Annotated in this window: 15 protein-coding genes; 9 read left to right on the plus strand and 6 right to left on the minus strand. The window is 69.1% G+C overall.

The genetic code is table 11. The annotated features are described in order from the left end of the window. Window positions 1–73 precede the first annotated feature (73 nt). Window positions 74–1,231, plus strand: coding sequence for a Dyp-type peroxidase (locus CU044_RS00730; RefSeq protein ID WP_129766380.1), 1,158 nt, complete (start codon window positions 74–76; stop codon window positions 1,229–1,231). A 220-nt stretch (window positions 1,232–1,451) separates the two neighbouring features. Here the strand turns inward: CU044_RS00730 and CU044_RS00735 are convergent, their stop codons facing one another. The 3 genes from CU044_RS00735 to CU044_RS00745 all read right to left on the minus strand — a co-directional run bounded on the left by CU044_RS00735 (window position 1,452) and on the right by CU044_RS00745 (window position 4,530). Then, window positions 1,452–2,753, minus strand: a complete 1,302-nt coding sequence (locus tag CU044_RS00735; protein WP_129766381.1) for a cation:proton antiporter — start codon at window positions 2,751–2,753, stop codon at window positions 1,452–1,454. A gap of 254 nt (window positions 2,754–3,007) precedes the next feature. Further along, window positions 3,008–3,580 carry a MaoC family dehydratase gene (locus tag CU044_RS00740; RefSeq protein ID WP_129766382.1) on the minus strand — a complete coding sequence of 191 codons (573 nt, stop codon included), beginning with the start codon at window positions 3,578–3,580 and terminating at the stop codon, window positions 3,008–3,010. 56 nt (window positions 3,581–3,636) lie between these two features. Further along, the gene (locus tag CU044_RS00745) at window positions 3,637–4,530 is read right to left on the minus strand and encodes a LysR family transcriptional regulator (protein WP_129766383.1); all 894 of its coding nucleotides are present in this window, start codon (window positions 4,528–4,530) and stop codon (window positions 3,637–3,639) included. Between the two features lie 112 nt (window positions 4,531–4,642). On the opposite strand from CU044_RS00745, the gene CU044_RS00750 reads away from it, so the two are divergent. Beyond that, the gene (locus tag CU044_RS00750; RefSeq protein WP_129766384.1) at window positions 4,643–5,881 is read left to right on the plus strand and encodes a CaiB/BaiF CoA-transferase family protein; all 1,239 of its coding nucleotides are present in this window, start codon (window positions 4,643–4,645) and stop codon (window positions 5,879–5,881) included. Continuing rightward, on the plus strand, window positions 5,866–7,104 hold the full coding sequence (locus CU044_RS00755) for an SLC13 family permease (protein ID WP_129766385.1): 1,239 nt from the start codon (window positions 5,866–5,868) through the stop codon (window positions 7,102–7,104). Before CU044_RS00750 ends, CU044_RS00755 begins: the two co-directional genes overlap by 16 nt. A 114-nt stretch (window positions 7,105–7,218) precedes the next feature. Here CU044_RS00755 and CU044_RS00760 read toward each other — a convergent pair whose 3' ends face one another. After that, window positions 7,219–8,202 (minus strand): LacI family DNA-binding transcriptional regulator, encoded by a 984-nt coding sequence (locus CU044_RS00760; RefSeq protein WP_129766386.1) that lies wholly within the window; start codon window positions 8,200–8,202, stop codon window positions 7,219–7,221. Window positions 8,203–8,664: 462 nt separating this feature from the next. Between CU044_RS00760 and CU044_RS00765 the strand changes: the two genes are divergently transcribed. Next, window positions 8,665–10,104, plus strand: a complete 1,440-nt coding sequence (locus CU044_RS00765) for an RICIN domain-containing protein (protein ID WP_129766387.1) — start codon at window positions 8,665–8,667, stop codon at window positions 10,102–10,104. Window positions 10,105–10,242: 138 nt separating this feature from the next. Further along, window positions 10,243–12,288 carry a glycoside hydrolase gene (locus CU044_RS00770; protein ID WP_129766388.1) on the plus strand — a complete coding sequence of 682 codons (2,046 nt, stop codon included), beginning with the start codon at window positions 10,243–10,245 and terminating at the stop codon, window positions 12,286–12,288. Between the two features lie 34 nt (window positions 12,289–12,322). Here CU044_RS00770 and CU044_RS00775 read toward each other — a convergent pair whose 3' ends face one another. Next, on the minus strand, window positions 12,323–14,074 hold the full coding sequence (locus tag CU044_RS00775; protein ID WP_129766389.1) for a beta-galactosidase family protein: 1,752 nt from the start codon (window positions 14,072–14,074) through the stop codon (window positions 12,323–12,325). Window positions 14,075–14,559: 485 nt separating this feature from the next. On the opposite strand from CU044_RS00775, the gene CU044_RS00780 reads away from it, so the two are divergent. The 3 genes from CU044_RS00780 to CU044_RS00790 all read left to right on the plus strand — a co-directional run bounded on the left by CU044_RS00780 (window position 14,560) and on the right by CU044_RS00790 (window position 18,364). Further along, window positions 14,560–15,600 carry a substrate-binding domain-containing protein gene (locus tag CU044_RS00780; RefSeq protein WP_129766390.1) on the plus strand — a complete coding sequence of 347 codons (1,041 nt, stop codon included), beginning with the start codon at window positions 14,560–14,562 and terminating at the stop codon, window positions 15,598–15,600. Between the two features lie 131 nt (window positions 15,601–15,731). Next, entirely contained in the window at window positions 15,732–17,330 is a 1,599-nt protein-coding gene (locus tag CU044_RS00785; RefSeq protein ID WP_129766391.1) for a sugar ABC transporter ATP-binding protein, read from the plus strand. Continuing rightward, window positions 17,327–18,364, plus strand: a complete 1,038-nt coding sequence (locus CU044_RS00790) for an ABC transporter permease (protein WP_129766392.1) — start codon at window positions 17,327–17,329, stop codon at window positions 18,362–18,364. Before CU044_RS00785 ends, CU044_RS00790 begins: the two co-directional genes overlap by 4 nt. Here the strand turns inward: CU044_RS00790 and CU044_RS00795 are convergent. Then, the gene (locus CU044_RS00795) at window positions 18,361–19,407 is read right to left on the minus strand and encodes a LacI family DNA-binding transcriptional regulator (RefSeq protein WP_129766648.1); all 1,047 of its coding nucleotides are present in this window, start codon (window positions 19,405–19,407) and stop codon (window positions 18,361–18,363) included. The genes CU044_RS00790 and CU044_RS00795 overlap by 4 nt on opposite strands. Before the next feature lie 270 nt (window positions 19,408–19,677). Between CU044_RS00795 and CU044_RS00800 the strand changes: the two genes are divergently transcribed. Then, window positions 19,678–20,604: a sugar ABC transporter permease gene (locus tag CU044_RS00800; RefSeq protein WP_129766393.1), complete on the plus strand. Its 927-nt coding sequence runs from the start codon at window positions 19,678–19,680 to the stop codon at window positions 20,602–20,604. Window position 20,605 lies beyond the last annotated feature (1 nt).

A 20,605-nucleotide genomic window follows, 5' to 3' on the forward strand; every position in this document is an offset into this window, starting at 1 on the left:
ACGGCGGCGAATTCCCCGCCGCAATAGGAAAGTTGAACGGCGGACGCGCGGCGAGTGTGGCACTCTGCACTTCATGAACCGCGCCGATCGCCACCCGTCACGTCGCGCGTTCCTCGATGCGACCGGCGCCATGGCGGCCACCGGTCTCATCGCCGGGTGCTCATCGGACTCCGGCCGGCCGGGCCCGCCCGCCTCTTCCAGGGCGGCCACGCCCACGACGGTTCCGGCGACAGGCCGGCATCAGGCGGGCGTCACGCTTCCCCGGTCGGCCCAGCGCAACCTGCTGGCCGTGGTGGCCGACCTCGGCACCGCGGTGGCGCCCGGCCCGTTACTGGCCGAACTCGGCGAGACCATCGGCACCCTCGCCGCCGGGTCCGACCCTCGGCTGCTGGGTCTGTCCCCGGGTGACCTGACCGTGACCGTCGGCGTGGGTCCGCGGCTGGTGCGGTCGGCCGGTGCTTCACTGCCCGGCGCGGCCGACCTCCCGCGGTTCTCCCGCGAGCGGATCGCCTCGCGGGCACGCGGCGGTGATCTGCTGATACAGATCTGCGCCGACGACGCGCTGCTCGTACCGGTCGCCGCCGCCGCGCTCCTGGACCGGGCCGGCGACCGCATCCGGGAACGCTGGCGGCAGACCGGACGCCGCGGTGAGAACGTGTCCGTCGCCGAGGGCGTCACCGCACCGCGCAACCTGCTCGGTTTCATCGACGGCATCGTGGGCCCGCACACGAACGCCGAGCAAGAACGTGACCTGTGGCTGGCGGGGCCCCCCGCGGTCGCCGGCGGCACCCTGGCTGTCCTGCGGCGCATGGAACTCGACCTGACACGGTTCGCCGCCCTGTCCGTCGCCGAACAGGAAGCGGTCTTCGGGCGGCGCCGGGCCAGTGGCGTACCCCTCTCCGGCGGCACCGTCGCCTCGGGCCCGGAACTCGGCGCCAAGACACCCGACGGCCGCTATCTCGTCCCCGTGGACGCCCACGTCCGCAGGGCGAACCCGACCGTGGTCGGCGTCGGCCACATGCTCCGCCGTTCCTACAGCACCGACGAGCCCGCCCCCGGCCTGCTCTTCATCAGCTTCCAGAACGACCTGCGGACCTTCACGGCCACGCTCAGCCGCATGGACACCTCCGACGCACTGCTCCCCTTCACCACCACGACCGCCAGTGCGACCTTCCTGATCCTCCCCGGCTTCGACCGGCAGCACCCGCTCGGTTCCCACCTGTTCGGCTGACTCCGCCGTGCCGTCTGCGTACGTGTCGCCGGTCCCGGCACGACAATGAGACGTGGCGCGCCCGGCCCGTGCCACCGAGAACCTGGCGCGGTCCCAGCCGAAGCGCCGGGGCCGCGTGGTGGGGAGCACTCCGGTGAAGCGGGCCGCTGCCGGCGGTCACGGCGAGTCGTGACGACCGTTCGGCAGGCCGCACCGTGCGGACGGGCCGTGCGTGGCCCGGTCACGTATGCCCGTCCCGCCTGCCGTGCCGACGAGCACCGATGGTGCCGGTCCCCATCCCCCGAATAGGCAGATCGTTCTCCGCCGGGCCTTCCGGGCGTGCCGGGGGCGTGCCGGTGGCGGCTGACGCTCTTCCGTAGCGTTGGGCGAGAGGAGCGGAGCTGATGCCGTGTGCGACGACACTGAGCAGCACGGTGCACACGACCACCGGGACGATCGACTGCCAGGCCGGCGGGGCGAGTTCTTCGACCGCCAGCAGACCGAAGATGACGGACGCCAGACCACGCGGGCCGAACCAGCCCACGAACAGGAGGGTCTTCCTGTCCAGACCGCTTCCGGTGAGGGAGAGGGCCACCGGCAGCATGCGTACCACCGTCAGGCTCAGTACCGCGTAGAGCGCTGCCTGCCAGGTGAGGTGCTCGAAGGCGGCCGGAACCAGTACGGCGCCGAAGAGGAGCCACACCAGCACCGAGAACAGCGAGGCGGATTGTTCGACGAACAGCAGCACACGCTGTCGGGCGCCGTGTGTCGATCCGAAGGCCAGTCCGGCGACGAAGGCGGCGACGAAACCGTTGCCGCCGATCGCGATGGCCGAGGTGTAGCTGAGAAGGGCCAGGGCCAGAACACCCGTCCCGGCGACGTCCTCGGTGGCCCAGCCCTTGCGCAGCGCGATGCGCAGCCCGCGTCCGGCGATCAGTCCGAGCACCGTGCCGTAGCCCAGGCCGATGGCGAGTTCCACGAGGGCGCTGCCAGGGGTATGCGTGTCCGACGTACTCCCGGCCGCGGCCACTCCGGCCAGGGCGAGTACGACGAACGGGGTGGCGATGCCGTCGTTCAGGCCGCTCTCGACGTTGATGAGCCGGCGGATCCTCGCGGGCACGACCGGATCGACCATCATCGTGGCGCCGAGCGCGGCGTCTGTCGGAGCGAGTGCGGCGGCGACGTACAGTGCGGCCCATCCCGACACCCCGGGGAGCAGACCCACGGCCAGCAGGGTGCCGAGGCCGATGCACAACGGCAGTCCGAGCAACAGAAGCCGTACATACAGGCCGAGTTCCGGGCGCAGGGCCCGGAAGGACAGCCGTGCGGCATCGGTGAAGAGCACCCAGGCCAGTGTCACCTCGGCGAGTGTGCGTACGGTTTCGGGCGACGGAGCCAGGTCCAGTACGCCGAGTCCCTCGCTCAGTAACAGGCCCAGCAGTACGAAAGCCACGGGGGCGGTGAGTTCGACGCGTGCCAGCCGCTGCGAGAACAGGCCCCAGAGGAAGAGAAGAAGGAGGATCAGCGAGAAGATTCCATCCACTGTGGACTCCGTAACCATGGCCGCGTCGTCGGCTGGGTCCTGCCGACCGGACAGGGCTTGGAGGCTGATTCTCGGTGATCGTGGCGCCCAGGGGGTTCAGCCGGAGGCGGAGACCATGGCTTTCACCCGAGTGGTGGCAGGCGCGGTGCGGCTCCCGGCGCCTCGTCGGTGGTGTTGCCGCTGACGGCGGTGCTGATCCGATCGGGTACCACGCGACCTGGTGCCGCCCATGCGGCGAGATCCGTGCGGCGAGATCACCGGCCCAGGCCGGCGGCCTTGCGGGACCGTTCGTCCCAGACGGGCTCCACGGCGGCGAAGGTCGGGCCATGGCCTCGGCGGTAGACCATCAGGGTCCGTTCGAACGTGATGACGATGACGCCGGTCTGGTTGTAGCCGATCGTCCGAACGGTGATGATCCCGGTTTCAGGGTGACTCCTGGACTCCCGGGCCCCGAGGACCTCGGACTGGGAGTAGACGGTGTCGCCCTCGAACACGGGGTTGGGCAGGCGTACGCGGTCCCAGCCGAGGTTGGCCATCACATGCTGGGATACGTCGGTCACGCTCTGTCCCGTGACCAGTGCCAACGTGAAGGTGGAGTCCACGAGCGGTCGGCCCCAACGTGTTCCGGCGGAGTAGTGCCGGTCGAAGTGCAGGGGGGCGGTGTTCTGCGTGAGAAGGGTCAGCCATGAGTTGTCGGTCTCCAGCACGGTGCGCCCCAGCGGGTGCCGGTAGACGTCCCCGACGGTGAAGTCCTCGAAGTACCGGCCGGTCCAGCCCGTCACGGGCTGCGGTGCGGACGTGTCCTCTGTGCGGCTCAGGATGGTCATGCACTCCATACTCGGAGCCGTGAACGCGTCTGTGAAATAGCAAGATTTCACCGGCACTATGCGTGTGGCGCATGGGATGTGGAACAGACGTAGTCGAGAAAGCGCTGGACCACGGGCGAGCGGACGCCCGACGCGGGAGTGATGACGCCTACTGTGCGCACGGCATCCGCGTCGTCCAGGGCGACCGCGACGACAGAGCCCCGCCAGTCCGCCGGGCTGCCCGTGGTGGGTGTGACGGCAACACCCAGGCCCGCTTCGACCAGTGAGCGCAGGGTGGTCAGTTCAGTGCTTTCGAGCGTGACACGCGGGGTGAAGCCGGCGGCCGCACAGAGCCTGTCGGTGATCTGGCGCAAACCGAAGACCGGCTGCAGGGCGACGAAGGTCTCTTCGGCCAGCTCGGCCGTCCTGACCCGCCGCCGCCCGGCCAGGCGGTGGCCGGCGGGAACGAGGAGACACAAGGGCTCCTCCCTCAGCGGTATCCACACAAGGTCGTCCCCGGCGGGCCGCGGACTGGTCAACCCCATGTCCAGGCGCCCGCGCCGGACACCGTCCACCACCGAGTCGGCGGCGTCGCCCCGCAACTCGAACGTGGTCCGCGGGGCGACGGAGTGGTATCCGGAGAGCAGTTCGGGCACCAGCCACGTCCCGTAGGAGTGCAGAAAGCCGACGGCCACGGTGCCGGCGTCCGGGTCGACCAGTGTGGCGATGCGCTGTTCCGCTGTCTCGATCTCGGCGATGGCGCGCAACGCGTGCGCACGGAAGACCTCGCCGTACTTGTTCAGCCGCAACCTGTTCTGATGCCTGTCGAACAGTGGCACGCCGACGCGGGCCTCCAGCCGTTTGATCGCCCGGGACAGTGTCGGCTGGGAGATGTTCATCCGCTCCGAGACCAAGGTGACGTGCTCGTACTCGGCCAGTGCCGTGAACCACTGCAGCTCTCTGATCTCCACGCTCGGACTATACGCCAGACGCATGGACTGTGGAGAAAATCGTCATTTCACAGCGGGCGGTCGCGGCCGGAAAGTGTCCTCACATCCATCAGGACTCCATGGGAGGGACCCCATGTCCGAGCCGCATTCCCCCGAGGACGACCGCGCGCCCGACAGCACGACCGGCCCGCTGGCCGGGCTGGTCGTCGTATCGCTTGAGCAGGCCGTCGCCGCCCCGTTCGCGACGCGGCAGCTCGCCGATCTGGGCGCGCGCGTCATCAAGATCGAACGACCTGGCAGTGGTGATCTGGCGCGAGGCTACGACCGGACCGTGCACGGCATGTCCAGCCATTTCGTCTGGCTCAACCGGGGCAAGGAGAGTGTGCAGATCGATGTCCGCTCGCCTGAGGGCAACCGGCAGTTGCGTGATCTGGTCGACCGAGCCGATGTCCTGGTCCAGAACCTGGCTCCCGGAGCCGCCGCCCGGCTGGGTATCGGGCACACCGCCCTGGCTCTGAGCCATCCCCGCCTGATCACCTGCGACATCTCCGGCTACGGCAGCAGCGGCGGTTACCGCGACCGCAAGGCCTACGATCTCCTGATCCAGAGCGAGGCGGGACTGCTGTCCATCACGGGCACCCCCGACACGCCGTCGAAGGTCGGCCTGTCCATCGCCGACATCTGCGCCGGGATGTACGCCCACTCCGGCATCCTCACCGCCCTGTTGAAACGGGCACGTACCGGCCGCGGTTCCCAGATCGAGGTCTCCATGCTGGAGGCGCTGGGCGACTGGATGGGATATGCCGAGTACTACACCCGCTACGGAGGGACAGCGCCGGCGCGAACAGGTGCAAGCCACGCCACGATCGCCCCCTACGGTCCCTTCGTCACACGGGACGGGCAGACCATCGTGCTGGGACTGCAGAACGAGCGGGAGTGGGCTTCGTTCTGCGTGACCGTCCTGCGCCGTAAGGATCTGCTCGATGACAGCCGGTTCGCCGGAAACGCCGACCGGGTGTCCCACCGGGCCGATCTCGACGAGCTGGTACGCGAGGTGGCGGGAAGCCTCTCCGGCAAGGAGTTGGTGAACCGCCTGGAGGAGGCGCGGATCGCCCACGCACGCCAACGCGGCATGCGGGAGTTCAGTGACCACCCCCAGCTGCGCGAGCGCGGTCGCTGGGCCTCCTTCGACAGCCCTGTCGGACCGCTGACGGGGCTGATTCCACCGGTCACCTTCCACGACGAAGGGGACAGCCCTTCGCGTCTGAGGCCCGTTCCGGCCCTGGGCGAACACACCGAGGCTGTTCTCACCTGGCTCAGCTCGTCCCGGGCCGGTACGCGTGAGGAAGGTGCGCGATGCCCACGGAACTGACCGGCGTGCTGGTGCTCGCGGTTGTCTTCACTCTGTCCAGTCTGCGGGGGCTGAACATGGGCGTACTGGCCCTGGTCGCGGCCTTCTTGCTGGGCTGTGTCGGGCTGGGCCGCACTCCCCAGCAGGTGCTGGACGGGTTTCCCGCGGAGATGTTCGTCGTCCTTGTCGCGGTGACGTTCCTGTTCGGGACAGCGCGGGTCAACGGGACCGTGAACTGGATGGTGCACGCCGCCCTGCGGGGAGTCGGCACACGCCTGGCCATCATGCCCTGGGTCCTGTTCGGCTTGGCCGCATTGCTGTGTGCGACGGGGGCAGCGTCTCCCGCGGCGGTTGCCATCGTCGCGCCCATCGGCATCACCTTCGCCGTGCAGCAGGGCATCAGCCCTCTGTTCGTCGGTCTGATGACGGTCAACGGGGCTGCCGCAGGCAGCTTCGCGCCGACCGGCATCCTGGGCGGGATCGTCAATTCCACCCTCGACAACAATGGACTGCACGCCAGCGGTTGGCAGTTGTTCGTCGGCACCTTCGCCTTCAACGTCGCCGTCGGCGTGGTCACTCAGGTGGTCTTCGGACGCCGGTGTGCCCAACAGCGGGCGGGCTCCGGGTCCGAAGGGCCGGCGGCTTCCGCGGTCACGCTGGGAGCGGAGCAGGCGGCAACACTGGGGGCGATGCTCGCCCTGGTACTGGGGACCACCGTCTTCTCCCTGGACACGGGGTTCCTTGCGCTGTCGCTGGCCGCCGCGCTGGCTCTGTTGTTCCGGCGCACAGCCCGCGAGGCGTCCCAGGAAATTGCCTGGCCCGTGGTTCTGCTGGTCTGTGGCATCGTCACCTACATCGCGCTCCTGCAGAGCCTCGGCGTCGTCGACTCCCTGGGGCGGATGATCGCAGGGATCGGTGCGCCGCTGCTCGCCGCGCTGATCATCTGTTACGTCGGTGGCGTTGTCTCGGCTTTCGCCTCCACCACCGGCATTCTGGGCGCTCTGATGCCGCTGGCAGTTCCCTTCCTTGCCTCCGGGGCCATTGGTACCACCGGCATGGTGATCGCCCTGGCCTCAGCGGCCACGGTGGTCGATGCCAGTCCCTTCTCCACCAACGGTGCCCTGGTCGTCGCCAACACCCCCGAGCACCAACGGGATGGCGCCTACCGCGGACTGCTGCGCTGGGGAGCGGGTGTGTGCGTGCTGGCTCCCATAGCCGCCTGGCTCATCTTCGTGGTCATCTGACCCCGGCCCGGCCTGACACACGTGGACGGAGAGATGATCGATCCGCCACTCCTGCGGCGGTCCGCCCTCGCCGCGCCGCCGGACCGGATCGTACGGCCGGGTTCGGGCCGTACGTCAGGAGGGCGGAGGCGCGGTGCTGGCGCGCACGATGAGGGCGGGTTCCACCGCCATCCGGCGGGGCCCGTCCGTCCTGCCGTCGATCTGGTCGAGCAGCAGGGTGACGCAGTGTCGTCCCACCTCGTCGAAGTCCTGGCGCACGGTGGTCAGGGGCGGCTGGAAGAACGCGGCCTCGGCGATGTCGTCGAACCCGGCCACGCTGACGTCGCCCGGCACGTCGCGGCCGGCCTCGTGCAGCGCGCGCATCAGCCCGAGCGCCATCTGGTCGTTGGCCGCGAAGACCGCGGTCACCTCGGGGAGTCCGGCCAGCTCCCGTCCGGCCCTGTATCCGGATTCCGCGGTCCAGTCCCCGTACAGCACGTCGGGAACCGGGGCACCGGTCCCGGCCAGGGTGCTCCGCCAGGACTCGGCGCGTCGGCGGGCGGCGAACGAGTCGCGGGGACCGGCCACATGCCAGACCGTGCGGTGGCCGAGGCCGAGCAGGTGGGCGACCACGCCATGGGCGCCGTGGGCCTGGTCGAAGTCGACGTTGGGGTAGCGGTGTCCCGTGTCGCCGTCGGCGACGACGACGGGCATGGTGGGTGGCAGATGGAGGGACGGGGTGTCGAGCATCTGCGACTCGACCAGCACGATGCCGTCGACGGACTGCAGCATCAGATGCTGGAACGCCTGCCGTACGGCGGCTTCGGTCTGCGCCCGTACGCCCATGAAGTTCACGGAGAAGTCGGCCTCGCGGGCGGCGTCGGCGATCGCGGCGAGCGTCCGGGCGTTGCCGTGGGCGCCGACGTCGAAGCTGACGACACCCAGGGCGCCGAACCTGCCGGTCACCAGCGCGCGGGCCGCCGTGTTGGGGCGATAGCCGAGGGTCTGCATCGCGGACAGCACCTTCTCGCGCGTGGCCGCGTCGACGTTCTCGCGGTTGTTCGCCACCCGGGAGACGGTCTGCGAGGAGACGTCGGCCATCGCCGCGACGTCCGCCATGGAGGGCCACTGGCGGGCCGGCCGCGACCGCGGCGACCTCGTCCTCTTCTTCTCCGTCGCCATACGCGGGTTCTCCGTCGCCATACGCGGGCCTTTCGCTGAGGACCCCGGATCGATCCCTTGACGCGGGAAACTGCAGCGGCCCGTCCTACCACCATGTTGACGCAAACATAGCGGTCGGTCAATCCAACGAGTGTTCCCGTCCAAGTCCTTGACAGGCCAGGATGCCGCTCCCAAACTCTCCCCCGAGCCGCTCGTGTTAACGCGAACATGGAAGGGCGATCCATCCGATGTAACACGGCGGCTGTACACCCCCGCCAGTCCGGGGGGCTCTGCCCCCGGGCTTCTTTCCGCTGCGCGCACTCCAGCACGGCCGTGTGCGCCGACCCCGTCATCGGCCGGTTCTTCCTGCGCCGACGCGCGGTCCTGCCCTGTCCACCGAACAGCAAGAGGTACGCGATCATGCGACGCAAGCTCCCCGGGGCGGCGATGGCTATCGCCGTTCTGTCCGCCCTCCTTCTGTCTCTCCTCAGCGCCATGGGTACCTCCCAGGCGGCCCCGGCGGCCGTCAGCAACGCCACGCAGTTCACCGATCCGAACGGCGACCCCGTGCATGCCCACGGCGGCGGGGTCGTCAAGGTCGGCCAGTACTACTACTGGTTCGGCGAGAACCGGAACGCCGACAACTCCTTCCGGTACGTCTCCGCCTATCGCTCCACCGACCTCAAGACGTGGGAGTTCCGTCGTCACGTCCTGACCCAGGCCACCGATCCGGAGCTCCGATCCGCCAACATCGAGCGGCCCAAGGTCATGTACAACAGCGCGACCGGAACGTTCGTGATGTGGATGCACAAGGAGAGCGCCACCGACTACAGCGAGGCGCGCGCCGCGGTCGCGGTCTCCTCGACCGTGGACGGGGACTACACCTGGCGGGGCAGCTTCCGTCCGCAGGGCCACATGTCCCGTGACATCACCACCTTCGTCGACACCGACGGCACCGGGTACATGATCTCGGCCGCCAACGAGAACGCCGACCTGCACGTCTACCGGCTGACGCCCGACTACACCGCGGTGGAGTCGCAGGTCCAGAAGCTCTGGGCGGGCCAGTGGCGCGAGGCGCCGGCCATGTTCAAGCGCGACGGCGTCTACTTCCTGCTGACCTCCGGTGCGACCGGCTGGTCGCCGAACCAGCAGAAGTACGGCACGGCGACCAGCATCACCGGCACCTGGAGCGATCTGCGGGACATCGGCGACTCCACGACCTACGGTTCCCAGACCGCGTACGTCCTGCCCGTCCAGGGCAGCTCGGGCACTTCGTACCTGTACATGGGCGATCGCTGGGGCAATTCCATGGGTGGCATGGTCAACGACTCCCAGTACGTCTGGCTGCCGCTGACGTTCCCCACCAGGACCACGATGAGCATGGACTACTTCCCGCAGATCAGCGTCGACACCGCGGCGGGCAGGGTGGAAGGCCTCGGTACCTGGGAGACGCTGACGGCCGCGCACAGTGGCAAGTGCGCCGACACAGCCGACCGGTCCACGGCGGACGGGGCCGCTCTGATCCAGTGGGCCTGCGGCACGAACGCGGTCAACCAGCAGTTCTGGCTCAAGAGCCGCGATGCCAACACGGTGCAGATCGTGCTGCGCCACAGCGGCAAGTGCCTCGGCGTCCGCGACGCCTCCACGGACGATGGCGCCGCTGTTGTCCAGGACACCTGTGACGGCGGCGCCGACCAGCAGTGGACCGTGCGGAAGACCGATACGACCGTACAAATCGCCGCACGGCACAGCGGTAAGTGTCTCGACGTCACCAACCAGTCCGCCGCCGACGGCACACTGCTCGTTCAGTGGACCTGTAACACCGGCGACAACCAGAAGTGGCGACGCTCGGCCGTATGACCGGCGCGGGGCTCCCCTGCCCCGAGCCCCGCGTCACCCCGCGCACCCCGCGCCTCCCCGCGCGGGGTGCGCCCCGGCGGCACCTCGGAGCACGTCCGGCCGCCGCCCGACACAACCCCACCGACCAGGGAGTAGTACGTGTTCCGCGCCCCCAAGCGATCAACGTCCCGTCCCCATCTCCATCCTCGCCCTCGCCCTCGCTCAGGTTTCCGGCGTACCGGTGCGGCGCTCGCCGCCACCGGCACCGCGGTCACCCTGGCCGCCACCGGCCTCACCGGACCGCCGGCGACGGCCGCGAGTGCGGCCGGGACGGTGACCGTCCGCCTCGATCCCAGCTACCAGCAGCCGCCGTTCCAGGGATGGGGCACTTCCCTCGCCTGGTTCGCCAATGTCACCGGCGGCTGGCCCGACGCCCAGCGCAACCGGCTGGCCGATGACCTCTACGGGGCGAACGGGCTCGGGTTCACCATCGCCCGCTACAACATCGGCGGCGGCGACAGCCCCGAGACCACCCCCTATCTGCGTCCCGGAGCGGCGGTCCCCGGCTACTGGAACCGGCCGGGTCCCGAGGCACCCGACTGGTGGGACCCGGCCGACCCGGACCACTGGAACCCGAACGCCGACGCCAACCAGCGCTGGTGGCTCGCCGCGGCCAAGGCGCGCGGCGCCAGGACCTTCGAGGCGTTCTCCAACTCCGCCCCGTACTTCATGACCAACAGCGGCCGCGTCTCCGGTGCGGTGAACGGCTGGCAGGACAATCTCCGCTCCGACCAGTACGAAAGGTTCGCCGCCTATCTCTCCGGCGCCCTCCGGCGCGCGCAGGACTCCACCGGTGTCACGTTCGGCTCCCTCTCCCCGGTCAACGAGCCCAACACCGACTACTGGCGCGCCGGCGGCCGCCAGGAGGGTTCCCACTGGGACCCCGCCTCACAGGCGCGCATGATCTCCACGCTGCGCGCCGCCCTGGACGCGAAGGGCGTGACCACCCCGATCGCGGCCATGGACGAGACCAACCCCGCGGTGTTCCGCGGCAACTGGGAGTCGTACGCCCCGGCCGTCCGCGACGCCGTCGGCCGGCTCAACACGCACACCTACGGGACGAACGGCCGAACCGGCGTGCGTGACATCGCCAAGGGCACGGGCACCCCGCTGTGGATGTCCGAGGTGGACGTCGGTGGCAGCGTCCCCCAGAGCTTCACCGACATGAGCCCCGCACTCGACCTGGCCGACCGCGTCAACGACGACATCAGGGAGCTGGAACCCCGGGCCTGGGTGCTGTGGCAGGCCATCGAGGACTACGAGAACATGACCCCGGCCCATGAGAACTCCAACTGGGGCCTGATCCAAGCCGACTTCACCCCGGAGGACGCCGCCACCGAGCCGCTGCGCAAGAACAAGAAGTACTGGGCGATGGCCAACTACAGCCGCTTCGTGCGTCCGGGCGCCCGCGTCATCAACACCGACGGCGCCGACACCTTGGCCGCGCTGCGCCCGGCCGGACAAGGGGCCGTCGTCGTCCACACCAACCCCACCGGGGCGGATCAGGAGCTCACCCTGGACCTCGACGGGTTCCAGAGCGTCGGCAGCGCCCCCGTCGAGCGCTACACCACCGACGCCACCAAGAACCTCCAGCGCGAGAGCGACGTCACGACCGTCGGCAAGACCCTGAAGGTCACCGTCGGCGCCGGTTCCGTCACGACCTTCGTACTGCCGGGAGTCGGCGGCGTGAACACCGCCACCGCCACGGCTCCCACGGGCGCACCCCGCCAACTGGTCAACGACAACAGCGGGATGGCGCTCGCCGTCGCCACGGTGAACGGGAAGAGCACACCGGTGCAACGCACCTCCGACCCCGCCGACCCCGCCCAGCAGTGGACCTTCACCAAGCTGTCCGCGGCCGACTGGGGCAGCACCGCCGCCTACCGCATCACCAACGTCAAGACGGGCGAGGCCCTCTCGGGCTCGGAAGACGTGCTCGCGTTCGCCAAACCCGGATCGTCCTCGGCCCGGCAGAAGTGGATGCGCTCGACCACTGGTGACGGTCACGCCACCCTGATCAACAACGCCACCGGCAAACTCCTCGATGTCACCGGGGCCGCCACGGGCGACGGAACCCCCGTCGGCATCTACCAGCCCACGACGGGCAGCAACCAGTCCTGGACCCTCCACGGCATCGCCGGGTGACACAGGGAAGGCGCTGCCCCTGGCCACCGTGGTCCTACTCTTCGGTCGGGCCGAGGTCGGGCGTCTTCCGGAAGTCGACGGTACGTGCGTGGCGGGCGGAGTGCAGCTCGAACACGACGATCTCGTTGGTGCCCGCGCGCAGTACGGGGGCGGGCACGTACAGGGACCGCTGGGGCCCACGGGACCAGTAGCGGCCCAGCGCGAAACCGTTGATCCACGCGTTGCCCTTCGTCCAGCCGTCGAGATGGAGAAAGGTGTCCGCCACCGCGGCCAGCTCGAAGCTGCCGCGGTGGAAGGCCGGACCGGTCGGCACGATGGCGGTAGCGGTGAACGGAATCGCGTCCAGGGAGGTCAGCGGCAGCGGTCTGCTGGTCCATCCGGCGAGTTCCGCGCCGTCCAGCAGGACCTTGCCGGGCAGCCCCTTCCTGTCGTGGATGCCGGGACCGTAGTTGACGCGGCCCTGGTTCTCCACGAGCAGGTTCAGGACGCTGCCGGGGCGCGGCACGGTGAAGGCGAGGGCGTGCTCGTGGTTCTCCCGCTCCAGAACCCCGACGGGCTGCCCGTCGAGGAAGACCTGAGCGCGGTCGCGGACCTGCTCCAGTTCGAGGAGCACGGGCCCCTGGGCCGGCAGGACGGTCTCGTACAGGACGAATCCGAAGTCCTGCCCGAGCTGCTCCATCGTCAGCGGGTGGGAGGACTCGACGGCGTCTCCGAGGGCCGGAGCGCAGTCCAGCAGGCCGGCGCTGGTGGTCAACGGGACGGAGGAGAGGGCGAGTTTGGCCGAGCGCGCGGGCACGGGAGTGGCAGGGACCGGCGCGTACTTGGCGATGACCTCGCGGAAGGCGGTGAACTTCTCGGTGGGGTCGCCGGCTTCGTCGAGAGGCGCGTCGTAGTCGTAGGAGGTGACGGTCGGCCGGTAGGTGTGCTTTTCATTGGCGCCATTGGTGAAGCCGAAGTTCGTGCCGCCGTGGAACATATAGAAGTTGACCGAGGCCCCGGTCGACAGCAGTTCGTCCAGCTCCCGCGCCGCCTGGTCGGGATCGCGGACCACGTGGTGGCCGCCCCAGCGGTCGAACCAGCCGATCCAGAACTCGGTCGACAACAGGGGGCCGTTCGGCTGATGCGCGCGCAGGGTGGCGAGGTTCTGGGTGGAGCGGCTGCCGAAGTTGGCGGTCGCGAGGACCCCCGGCAGCGCGCCGCGCTCCAGGTCGTCGGGCTGATCGCAGGTGAACAGAGGCACATCGACACCGCTCCGGCGGAGTGAGCCGGCGAGGTGTTCCAGGTAGGCGGTGTCGTCACCGCAGGCGCCGTACTCGTTCTCCACCTGCATGGCGAGTACCGGCCCGCCGCGCGTGGCCAGGTAGGGCAGGAGCGGAGGGAGAAGCCGGGCGAAGTAGTCGTCGACCGCCGCGAGAAAAAGGGGGTCGCGGGTGCGCAGGCGGATACCGCGTTGGGCCAGCAGCCAGGAGGGAAGGCCGCCGCCTTCCCATTCCGCGCAGATGTAGGGGCCCGGGCGGAGCAGAACATGGAGGCCCTCGGCGGCCGCGAGGTCGAGGAAGGCGGGCAGATCAAGCGCGTCGTCGATGCGGAACTGGTCCGGCCGCGGCTGATGGAGGTTCCAGGGGACGTACGTCTCGACGGTGTTGAGGCCCATGAGGCGGGCCTTGTGTAGCCGGTCGGCCCACTGCGCGGGATGGACCCGGAAGTAGTGCAGTCCGCCGGACAGGAGCCGGAAGGGTTCGCTGTCCAGGCGGAATCCGCCGCCGTCGATCTGGAGAACGGGCATGTGCTGCTGCTCCTGTGCTGGAGGGGGATGCACGGTGGAGGCGTCGCGAACCGGCGGAAAGCCGCACCTCACGAGTATGTTTACGTAAACACACTGGTGATGGCAAGCCCTGTGATCCATACCCTCCGCACGGCGGACTCGGCACCTCCGGCCGCGTTCACCCCGAACTCCGAAACGTCACAAGGACGTTTCGGCGACGCCACCCCCTTGACGACAGGCCGTAACGGCGATGTCATATGTCGCATCGCGTTTGAACCTGTTGGCTTCTGAGGTTTTCCTGCTCGATCGGCGCCCAACTTGCCGACTCCGCGTGACCCACTGGCCGCAATATCACGTTTTCCAACATCCCCGCCCTCGTGGCAGTCGGATGACCGCTCCATTGCTCAGCGCGCCTCCGCACCTCCACGAATACGCCGGCCTGTTCCCGCACGCGCCCCGCACGCCCGGCACCGCCGACCGGTGTCCGTACCAAGGAGAGTCCGTTCATGACCCGTTCCCACCGCACTCGCGCCACCGCGGCCGTCGGCCTGCTGTGCAGCCTGGCCCTGACGACCGCCTGCTCCTCGGGCAAGGAGTCCACGGGCAAGGGCGAGGCCGGCCCGGTGACAGGCAAGATCTCCGTCACCTATCTGCAGAAGCAGGGCGACCAGGAGTACTTCGTCGGCGAGGCCGCCGGAGCCAGGGCGAAGGCCGACGAACTCGGCATCGACCTCAAGGTCGTCAACCTCGGCAACGACGCCAACAAGACCGTGAGCGAAGTGCAGGCCGCCATCGCCCAGAAGGTCAACGGCGTGATCATCGTCGTGCCCGACCCGGCGGTGGGCCCCCAGGTCGTCCAGACCGCGAAGGACGGCAAGGTCGCTCTGCTCACCTCGGACGACCAGATCTGCACCACCGGCTCCGACCCGGCGGCTTGTGGCAAGGCCGACCTCGTCCCCCGTATCGGCTTCAGCGGTACGCAGATGGGAAGCGAGGTCGGCAAGCGAGCCGCCGCCGAGTACAAGAAGGCGAACTGGAAGGCCGCCGACACCCGCGTCATCTCCGCCTGGAAGCAGGACGTCACCGTCTGCGGCGACCGGGTCAAGGCCGCGAAGCAGGCATTCGGTACGGCCGTCCCCGGGGTGAAGACGATCGACGTACCCACGGACAACACCCCCACGGGAGCCCAGGACAAGATCGCCGCGACCATCACGGCCAACTCCGGTGTCAGGAACTGGGTGGTGTGGGGCTGCAACGACGAGAACGTCGCGGGTGGCGTCACCGCCCTGCAGAACGCCGGCATCAGCCCCGACCGTGTCATCGGTGTCGGTCTCGGTGCCTACCTGGCCTGCAAGGAATGGGGCTCCGGCAAGCCCAGCGGCATGAAGGCCGCGCTGTTCATCAACGGCGAGGACGTCGGCGCGCTCGCCGTGCAGACCATGTACGACAAGCTCAAGAAGGGCAAGGAGTTCCCCGCCGAGGGCTTCGCACCCACCACCATGGTCGACCCGTCCAGCTGGAAGTCCTCCGGTCTCACCTGCGGCTGACCCTCACCAGCTCGCGACCGAGACCGGTTCCGGCCCTGGCCCGCCCCCCTTCGCCGGCGGGCCAGAGCAACCCGCCGGCTCCGGCGCTCTCCGGCCCGTCCGCCCCCGTACAAACGCCTTCGAGGTAGCCCATGAGTTCCACGCGCAGTCCGGCCCCCGATCCTCGCTCCTCGCCCGAGGGGCGCGGAGACCCGCCCTCTTCCGTCGGCGTCCACTCCGTCGGGGTTCAGGGGATCGTCAAGCGCTTCGGCGCGGTCCAGGCGCTCGGCGGTGTCACCTTGGACTTTCCGCGCGGCCAGGTCACCGCGTTGATGGGGGAGAACGGCGCCGGCAAGTCCACCCTGCTGAAGATCCTCACCGGCGATCACCGCCCGACCGAGGGCCACGTCCTCATCGACGGTCTGCGGGTCGACCTCGACTCGCCCGCCCGGGCCCGCGCCGCCGGAATCCGCATCATCCCGCAGGAACCGGAGATCATCCCGCATGTCTCCGTGGCCGAGAACGTCTACGCCGGAGCGCTGCCCCGCGGACGGGGCAGACTCTTCGACCGCCGCGAACTGCTCCGGCGTGTCGAGGCCGACCTCGAACGGCTCGGTTTCGCCGACGTGCTCGACCCGCGCCTCCTCGGCTCCCAGCTGACTCCGGCTCAGCGGCAACTCGTCGAGATCATAAGGGCGTTGACCGGCGAGACCGCGGCGAAGGTCATCGCCTTCGACGAGCCCACCTCCTCGCTCTCCGAGCACGAGGTCGACGCCCTCTTCGCCCTCATACGGCGATTGCGCGCCGAGGGCATCGCCGTCGTCTACGTCTCCCACCGCATGCAGGAGATATTCCAGCTCGCCGACCGCATCGCCGTACTGCGGGACGGCACGCTGGTGGGAGTCGAGGAGGCCGGCCGCACCGATGAGGCCGGCCTCGTCCGGCTCATGGTCGGCCGTGACCTGTCCACCATGTTCGTACGACAACGCGTCGCCACCGAGCGGCTCGTCCTCGACGTCAGGAACGTCACCACCGACGACGTACACGACATCACCCTGAAGGTGCACTCCGGCGAAGTGGTCGGCCTGGCAGGGCTCATCGGAGCGGGCCGCTCGGAGCTGGCTCTCGCCCTGGCCGGCGATCTCCCCGTCCACAGCGGATCCATCACGCTCGACGGCACACGACTACGCCTCGGCAGCCCCCGCGAGGCAATCGGGGCGGGCCTGGGTCTGGCACCCGAGGAGCGCAAGGCCCAGGCGCTGTTCCCGCACCGCTCGATCCGCGACAACACCTCGCTCGTGGTCCTCGACCGGCTCCGCCGCTTCCGCTTCGTACGGCGCAAGGCCGAACGCGAACTGACACAGCACTACGCCGACCGGCTCAGGGTCCGCGCCCCCTCCATCGAACACGAGGTCCGCAAACTCTCCGGCGGCAATCAGCAGAAGGTCGTGCTCGCCCGCTGGCTGGCGCGCAAACCCAAGGTCCTGATCCTCGACGAGCCGACCCGCGGTATCGACGTCGGGGCCAAGGCCGAGATCTACCAGATCATCGCCGCCCTGGCCGCGGACGGTGTGGCCGTGCTCGTGATCTCCTCCGAACTGCCTGAACTCCTCGGGCTCTCGGACCGCGTCATCGTGATGCAGGCAGGCCGGATCACCGGCGAACTCGACCGCGACGAAGCCACCGAAGAAGCCCTCCTCGCCCTGGCCATGGCCGACGACATCACCCCCGCCCCTGGAGCCTCCTCATGACCGTCACCATCACCCCGGACCCAGCCCTGAAAGGCCCGGCACACGACAGCCGAAGCCGCGGCCGGGCCGGGCTTTGGGCCTCCATCGGCGGGCAGAACCTCAGTCTGATCGGTGCCCTCGTCGTCGTCCTCGCCCTCTTCGGCGCTCTCAACGACAACTACCTCAGCCTGACGAACATGCAGGTCATCGCCGAGGCCGCCACCATCACCGGCCTGCTCGCCATCGTGCAGACGGTCGTCATCATCTGCGGCGGGCTCGACATCTCCGTCGGCTCACAGGTCGGTGTGGCCTCGGTCGTCAGCGCCATGGTCTTCACCAGCACAGGCTCCAATGCCTTCCTCGGCATGGCCGCGGCCGTCGGTACCGGACTCCTCGTCGGCGTCCTCAACGGACTGATCATCGTCTACGGACGCGTCAACCCCACCATCGCCACCCTCGCCGGCCTCGCCGCGTACAAGGGCCTGGCCCAGCTGATCTCCAACGGCCGCGCACAGGGTTACGTCCTCAACAACGACGTCTTCGTCTTCCTGGGCCGCGGCAAGATCGCCGGGCTGCCCGTGATGGTCTGGATCCTGGCCGTCGTCGCCGGCGCCGTGCATCTCCTGCTCAAGTACACCGACATCGGCCGCAACCTCTACGCCATCGGCGGCAACGACACCGCGGCGCGCCTCGCCGGCATCAGCATCAACAAGTACCTCGTCTTCGTATACGCCCTGATCGGCATCGTCGCCGCCATCGCCGGCATCCTGCTCACCGCCCGCACCGGCTCCGGCCAGCCCACCTCCGGCAGCGAAGGACTCGAACTCAAAGCCATCACCGCCGCGGCCCTCGGCGGCTGCGCCCTCAAGGGCGGCAAGGGCGGCATCGGCGGCACACTCCTCGCCGTCGCCCTGCTCGGCTGCCTGGAGAACGGCCTCACCGTCGAAGGCATCAACTCCTTCTGGCAGAACGTCGCCCAGGGCACACTCCTCGTCGTCGCCGTCGTCATCCAGCAGCGCCGCAACGGCGAACGAGCCGTCGGACTGCCCACTTAGGACCTCTCCCCCGCCTTCTTCGACGCCCTGGCCGGCCCCCGCCCCTGCCCCGCGGTGGCGGGCGTGCACGCGGCCGTGCTCCGGCGGACGACCAGAGTGGTCGGCACGAGCGTCGTACCGCCCTCCACCGTCTCACCGCGCAGTTCCCGCAGAACGGCGTCGACACACAGTTCCCCGACCTTGGCGAAGTCCTGACGGACCGTTGTCAGCGGCGGGATGAACGAGGCGGCCTCCGCTATGTCGTCGAAACCCACCACGCTGACCTCCTCCGGCACACGCCTGCCACGCTCGTGCAGCGCCCGCAGCACACCGAGAGCCATCTGGTCGTTCGCCACGAACACCGCCGTGCAGTCGGGCTCCTCCGCCAGCCGGAGGCCCGCCTCGTAGCCGGATTCGGGGGTCCAGTCGCCGCGCAGCGGGGGCGGCACCTCGCGCCCGTCCTCACGCAACGCCGCCTCCCAGGCGGCCTCGCGACGGCCCGCCGCGAACGACTCCTCGGGCCCTGCCAGGTGCCAGACCGTGCCGTGGCCGAGGTCCAGCAGGTGCCGCACTGCCGTACGCGCGCCCTGCTGCTGATCGGTGTCCACCACAGGGAACCGGTCACCGGCGTCGGAGTCCACGACGACGACCTTCACATGAGGCGGCAGTGCCAGTGACGTCGTGTCGAGCAGGTGTACCTCCATGATCAGCACGACCGCGTCCACCGCGAGTTCGTCGAGCCGTGTGAAGGCACCCCTGACGTTGTCCTGGGTCGGCGCGTCGAGCGGGATCAGCGTGACCGCGTACCCCGCGCGGGACGCGCAGTTCGCGATGGCCTCCAGGGTCCGTACATTGCCGGTGCTCGAGAGGCTCATCGTGATGACACCGATGGTCCGGAAGTCCCCGCGCTTGAGGGCGCGGGCGGCGCTGTTGGGCCGGTAGCCGAGCTCCTTCATGGCGTCCAGCACTCTCCGCCGGGTGCTCTCGATGACGGCCGGGTCTCCGTTGGAGACCCTGGAGACCGTCTGCGACGAGACGCCGGCGACCCGGGCGACGTCCGCCATCGAGACACGGCGCTGCCGCCCTTTCGCGGCACGCCGTCCCCCGCCGTCGGCCGTCTTCGCCCGAGCGTCAGTGTCCTTGTCCGTCATCGAAATCCCTTCCGTTCACTACCGCTTCATGCTTGACGCCCCCCAGCGGGAGTGTCACCATCACGCTACCGATGATTACGTAAACATTTCCCATCGGGCCAGCCTCCGCCCGGCCGTCTCCGGCCCGAAGGCCCTCTTCCCCCCTCTCTCCGGACCGGTCGGCCACCGAACAAGGAACCAGCCATGACGCTCCTGTCGACGCCCGCGAAGGCAGCACCACCACCCCGCCCACGAGCGCGGTCACACGTCCGCAAGCAGGCCCTCATCGGCTGGGGATTCGCCGGTCCGTTCGTCGCCGTCTTCGCGCTCGTCTTCCTCGCGCCGATCGGATACGCCCTGTATCTGAGCCTGTTCCGCGACCGGCTGATCGGCGGCACGTCGTTCGTGGGCCTGGACAACTACGCCCAGGCGCTGACCGATGCGCGGTTCTGGGAAGGACTGACCAGGGTCGGACTCTTCCTTGCCGTACAGGTGCCGATCATGCTGGGTATCGCGCTGCTGGTGGCGCTCGCGATCGACAGCGGCCGGTTGTACGGCAAGAGCTTCTTCCGTATCTCGGTCTTCCTGCCGTATGCAGTACCGGCCGTGGTCGCCAGCCTCATGTGGGGCTTCATCTACGGCACCAGATTCGGACTGGTGGGCAACATCAATGACACCTTCGCCGTCTCACTGCCCGACCCTCTCTCCCCTTCGCTCGTGCTCGCCTCCATAGGCAACATCGTGACCTGGGAGTTCGTGGGGTACAACATGCTGATCTTCTACTCCGCGCTCAAGATCGTCCCACGATCGCTGTACGAGGCGGCGGCGATCGACGGAGCCGGCGAGTGGCGGGTCGTGACCGCGATCAAGCTGCCGGCCATCCGCGGCTCCCTGGTCATCGCGACGATCTTCTCGATCATCGGAAGTTTCCAGCTCTTCAACGAGCCGAGCATTCTGCAGAAGCTCGCCCCCAACGCGATCACAAGCGATTTCACTCCCAACCTCTACACCTACTCGCTGTCCTTCTCCGGCCGGCAGCACAACTACGCAGCGACCGTGGCGATCGTGATGGGTGTCATCACCGCGATCATCGCCTACGCCGTCCAGCTGCGCGGCATGCGGAAGGGCTGAG

The organism is Streptomyces sp. L-9-10 (assembly GCF_004151105.1).
Classification (GTDB): Bacteria; Actinomycetota; Actinomycetes; order Streptomycetales; family Streptomycetaceae; genus Streptomyces.

Bases quoted from the DNA above. Each gene is read 5' to 3' on its own strand.
- CU044_RS00730 (WP_129766380.1), top strand. From the start codon at position 74: ATGAACCGCGCCGATCGCCACCCGTCACGTCGCGCGTTCCTCGATGCG.
- CU044_RS00740 (WP_129766382.1), bottom strand. From the start codon at position 3,580: ATGACCATCCTGAGCCGCACAGAGGACACGTCCGCACCGCAGCCCGTG.
- CU044_RS00750 (WP_129766384.1), top strand. From the start codon at position 4,643: ATGTCCGAGCCGCATTCCCCCGAGGACGACCGCGCGCCCGACAGCACG.
- CU044_RS00755 (WP_129766385.1), top strand. From the start codon at position 5,866: ATGCCCACGGAACTGACCGGCGTGCTGGTGCTCGCGGTTGTCTTCACT.
- CU044_RS00760 (WP_129766386.1), bottom strand. From the start codon at position 8,202: ATGGCGGACGTCGCGGCGATGGCCGACGTCTCCTCGCAGACCGTCTCC.
- CU044_RS00765 (WP_129766387.1), top strand. From the start codon at position 8,665: ATGCGACGCAAGCTCCCCGGGGCGGCGATGGCTATCGCCGTTCTGTCC.
- CU044_RS00775 (WP_129766389.1), bottom strand. From the start codon at position 14,074: ATGCCCGTTCTCCAGATCGACGGCGGCGGATTCCGCCTGGACAGCGAA.
- CU044_RS00780 (WP_129766390.1), top strand. From the start codon at position 14,560: ATGACCCGTTCCCACCGCACTCGCGCCACCGCGGCCGTCGGCCTGCTG.
- CU044_RS00785 (WP_129766391.1), top strand. From the start codon at position 15,732: ATGAGTTCCACGCGCAGTCCGGCCCCCGATCCTCGCTCCTCGCCCGAG.
- CU044_RS00790 (WP_129766392.1), top strand. From the start codon at position 17,327: ATGACCGTCACCATCACCCCGGACCCAGCCCTGAAAGGCCCGGCACAC.
- CU044_RS00795 (WP_129766648.1), bottom strand. From the start codon at position 19,407: ATGGCGGACGTCGCCCGGGTCGCCGGCGTCTCGTCGCAGACGGTCTCC.
- CU044_RS00800 (WP_129766393.1), top strand. From the start codon at position 19,678: ATGACGCTCCTGTCGACGCCCGCGAAGGCAGCACCACCACCCCGCCCA.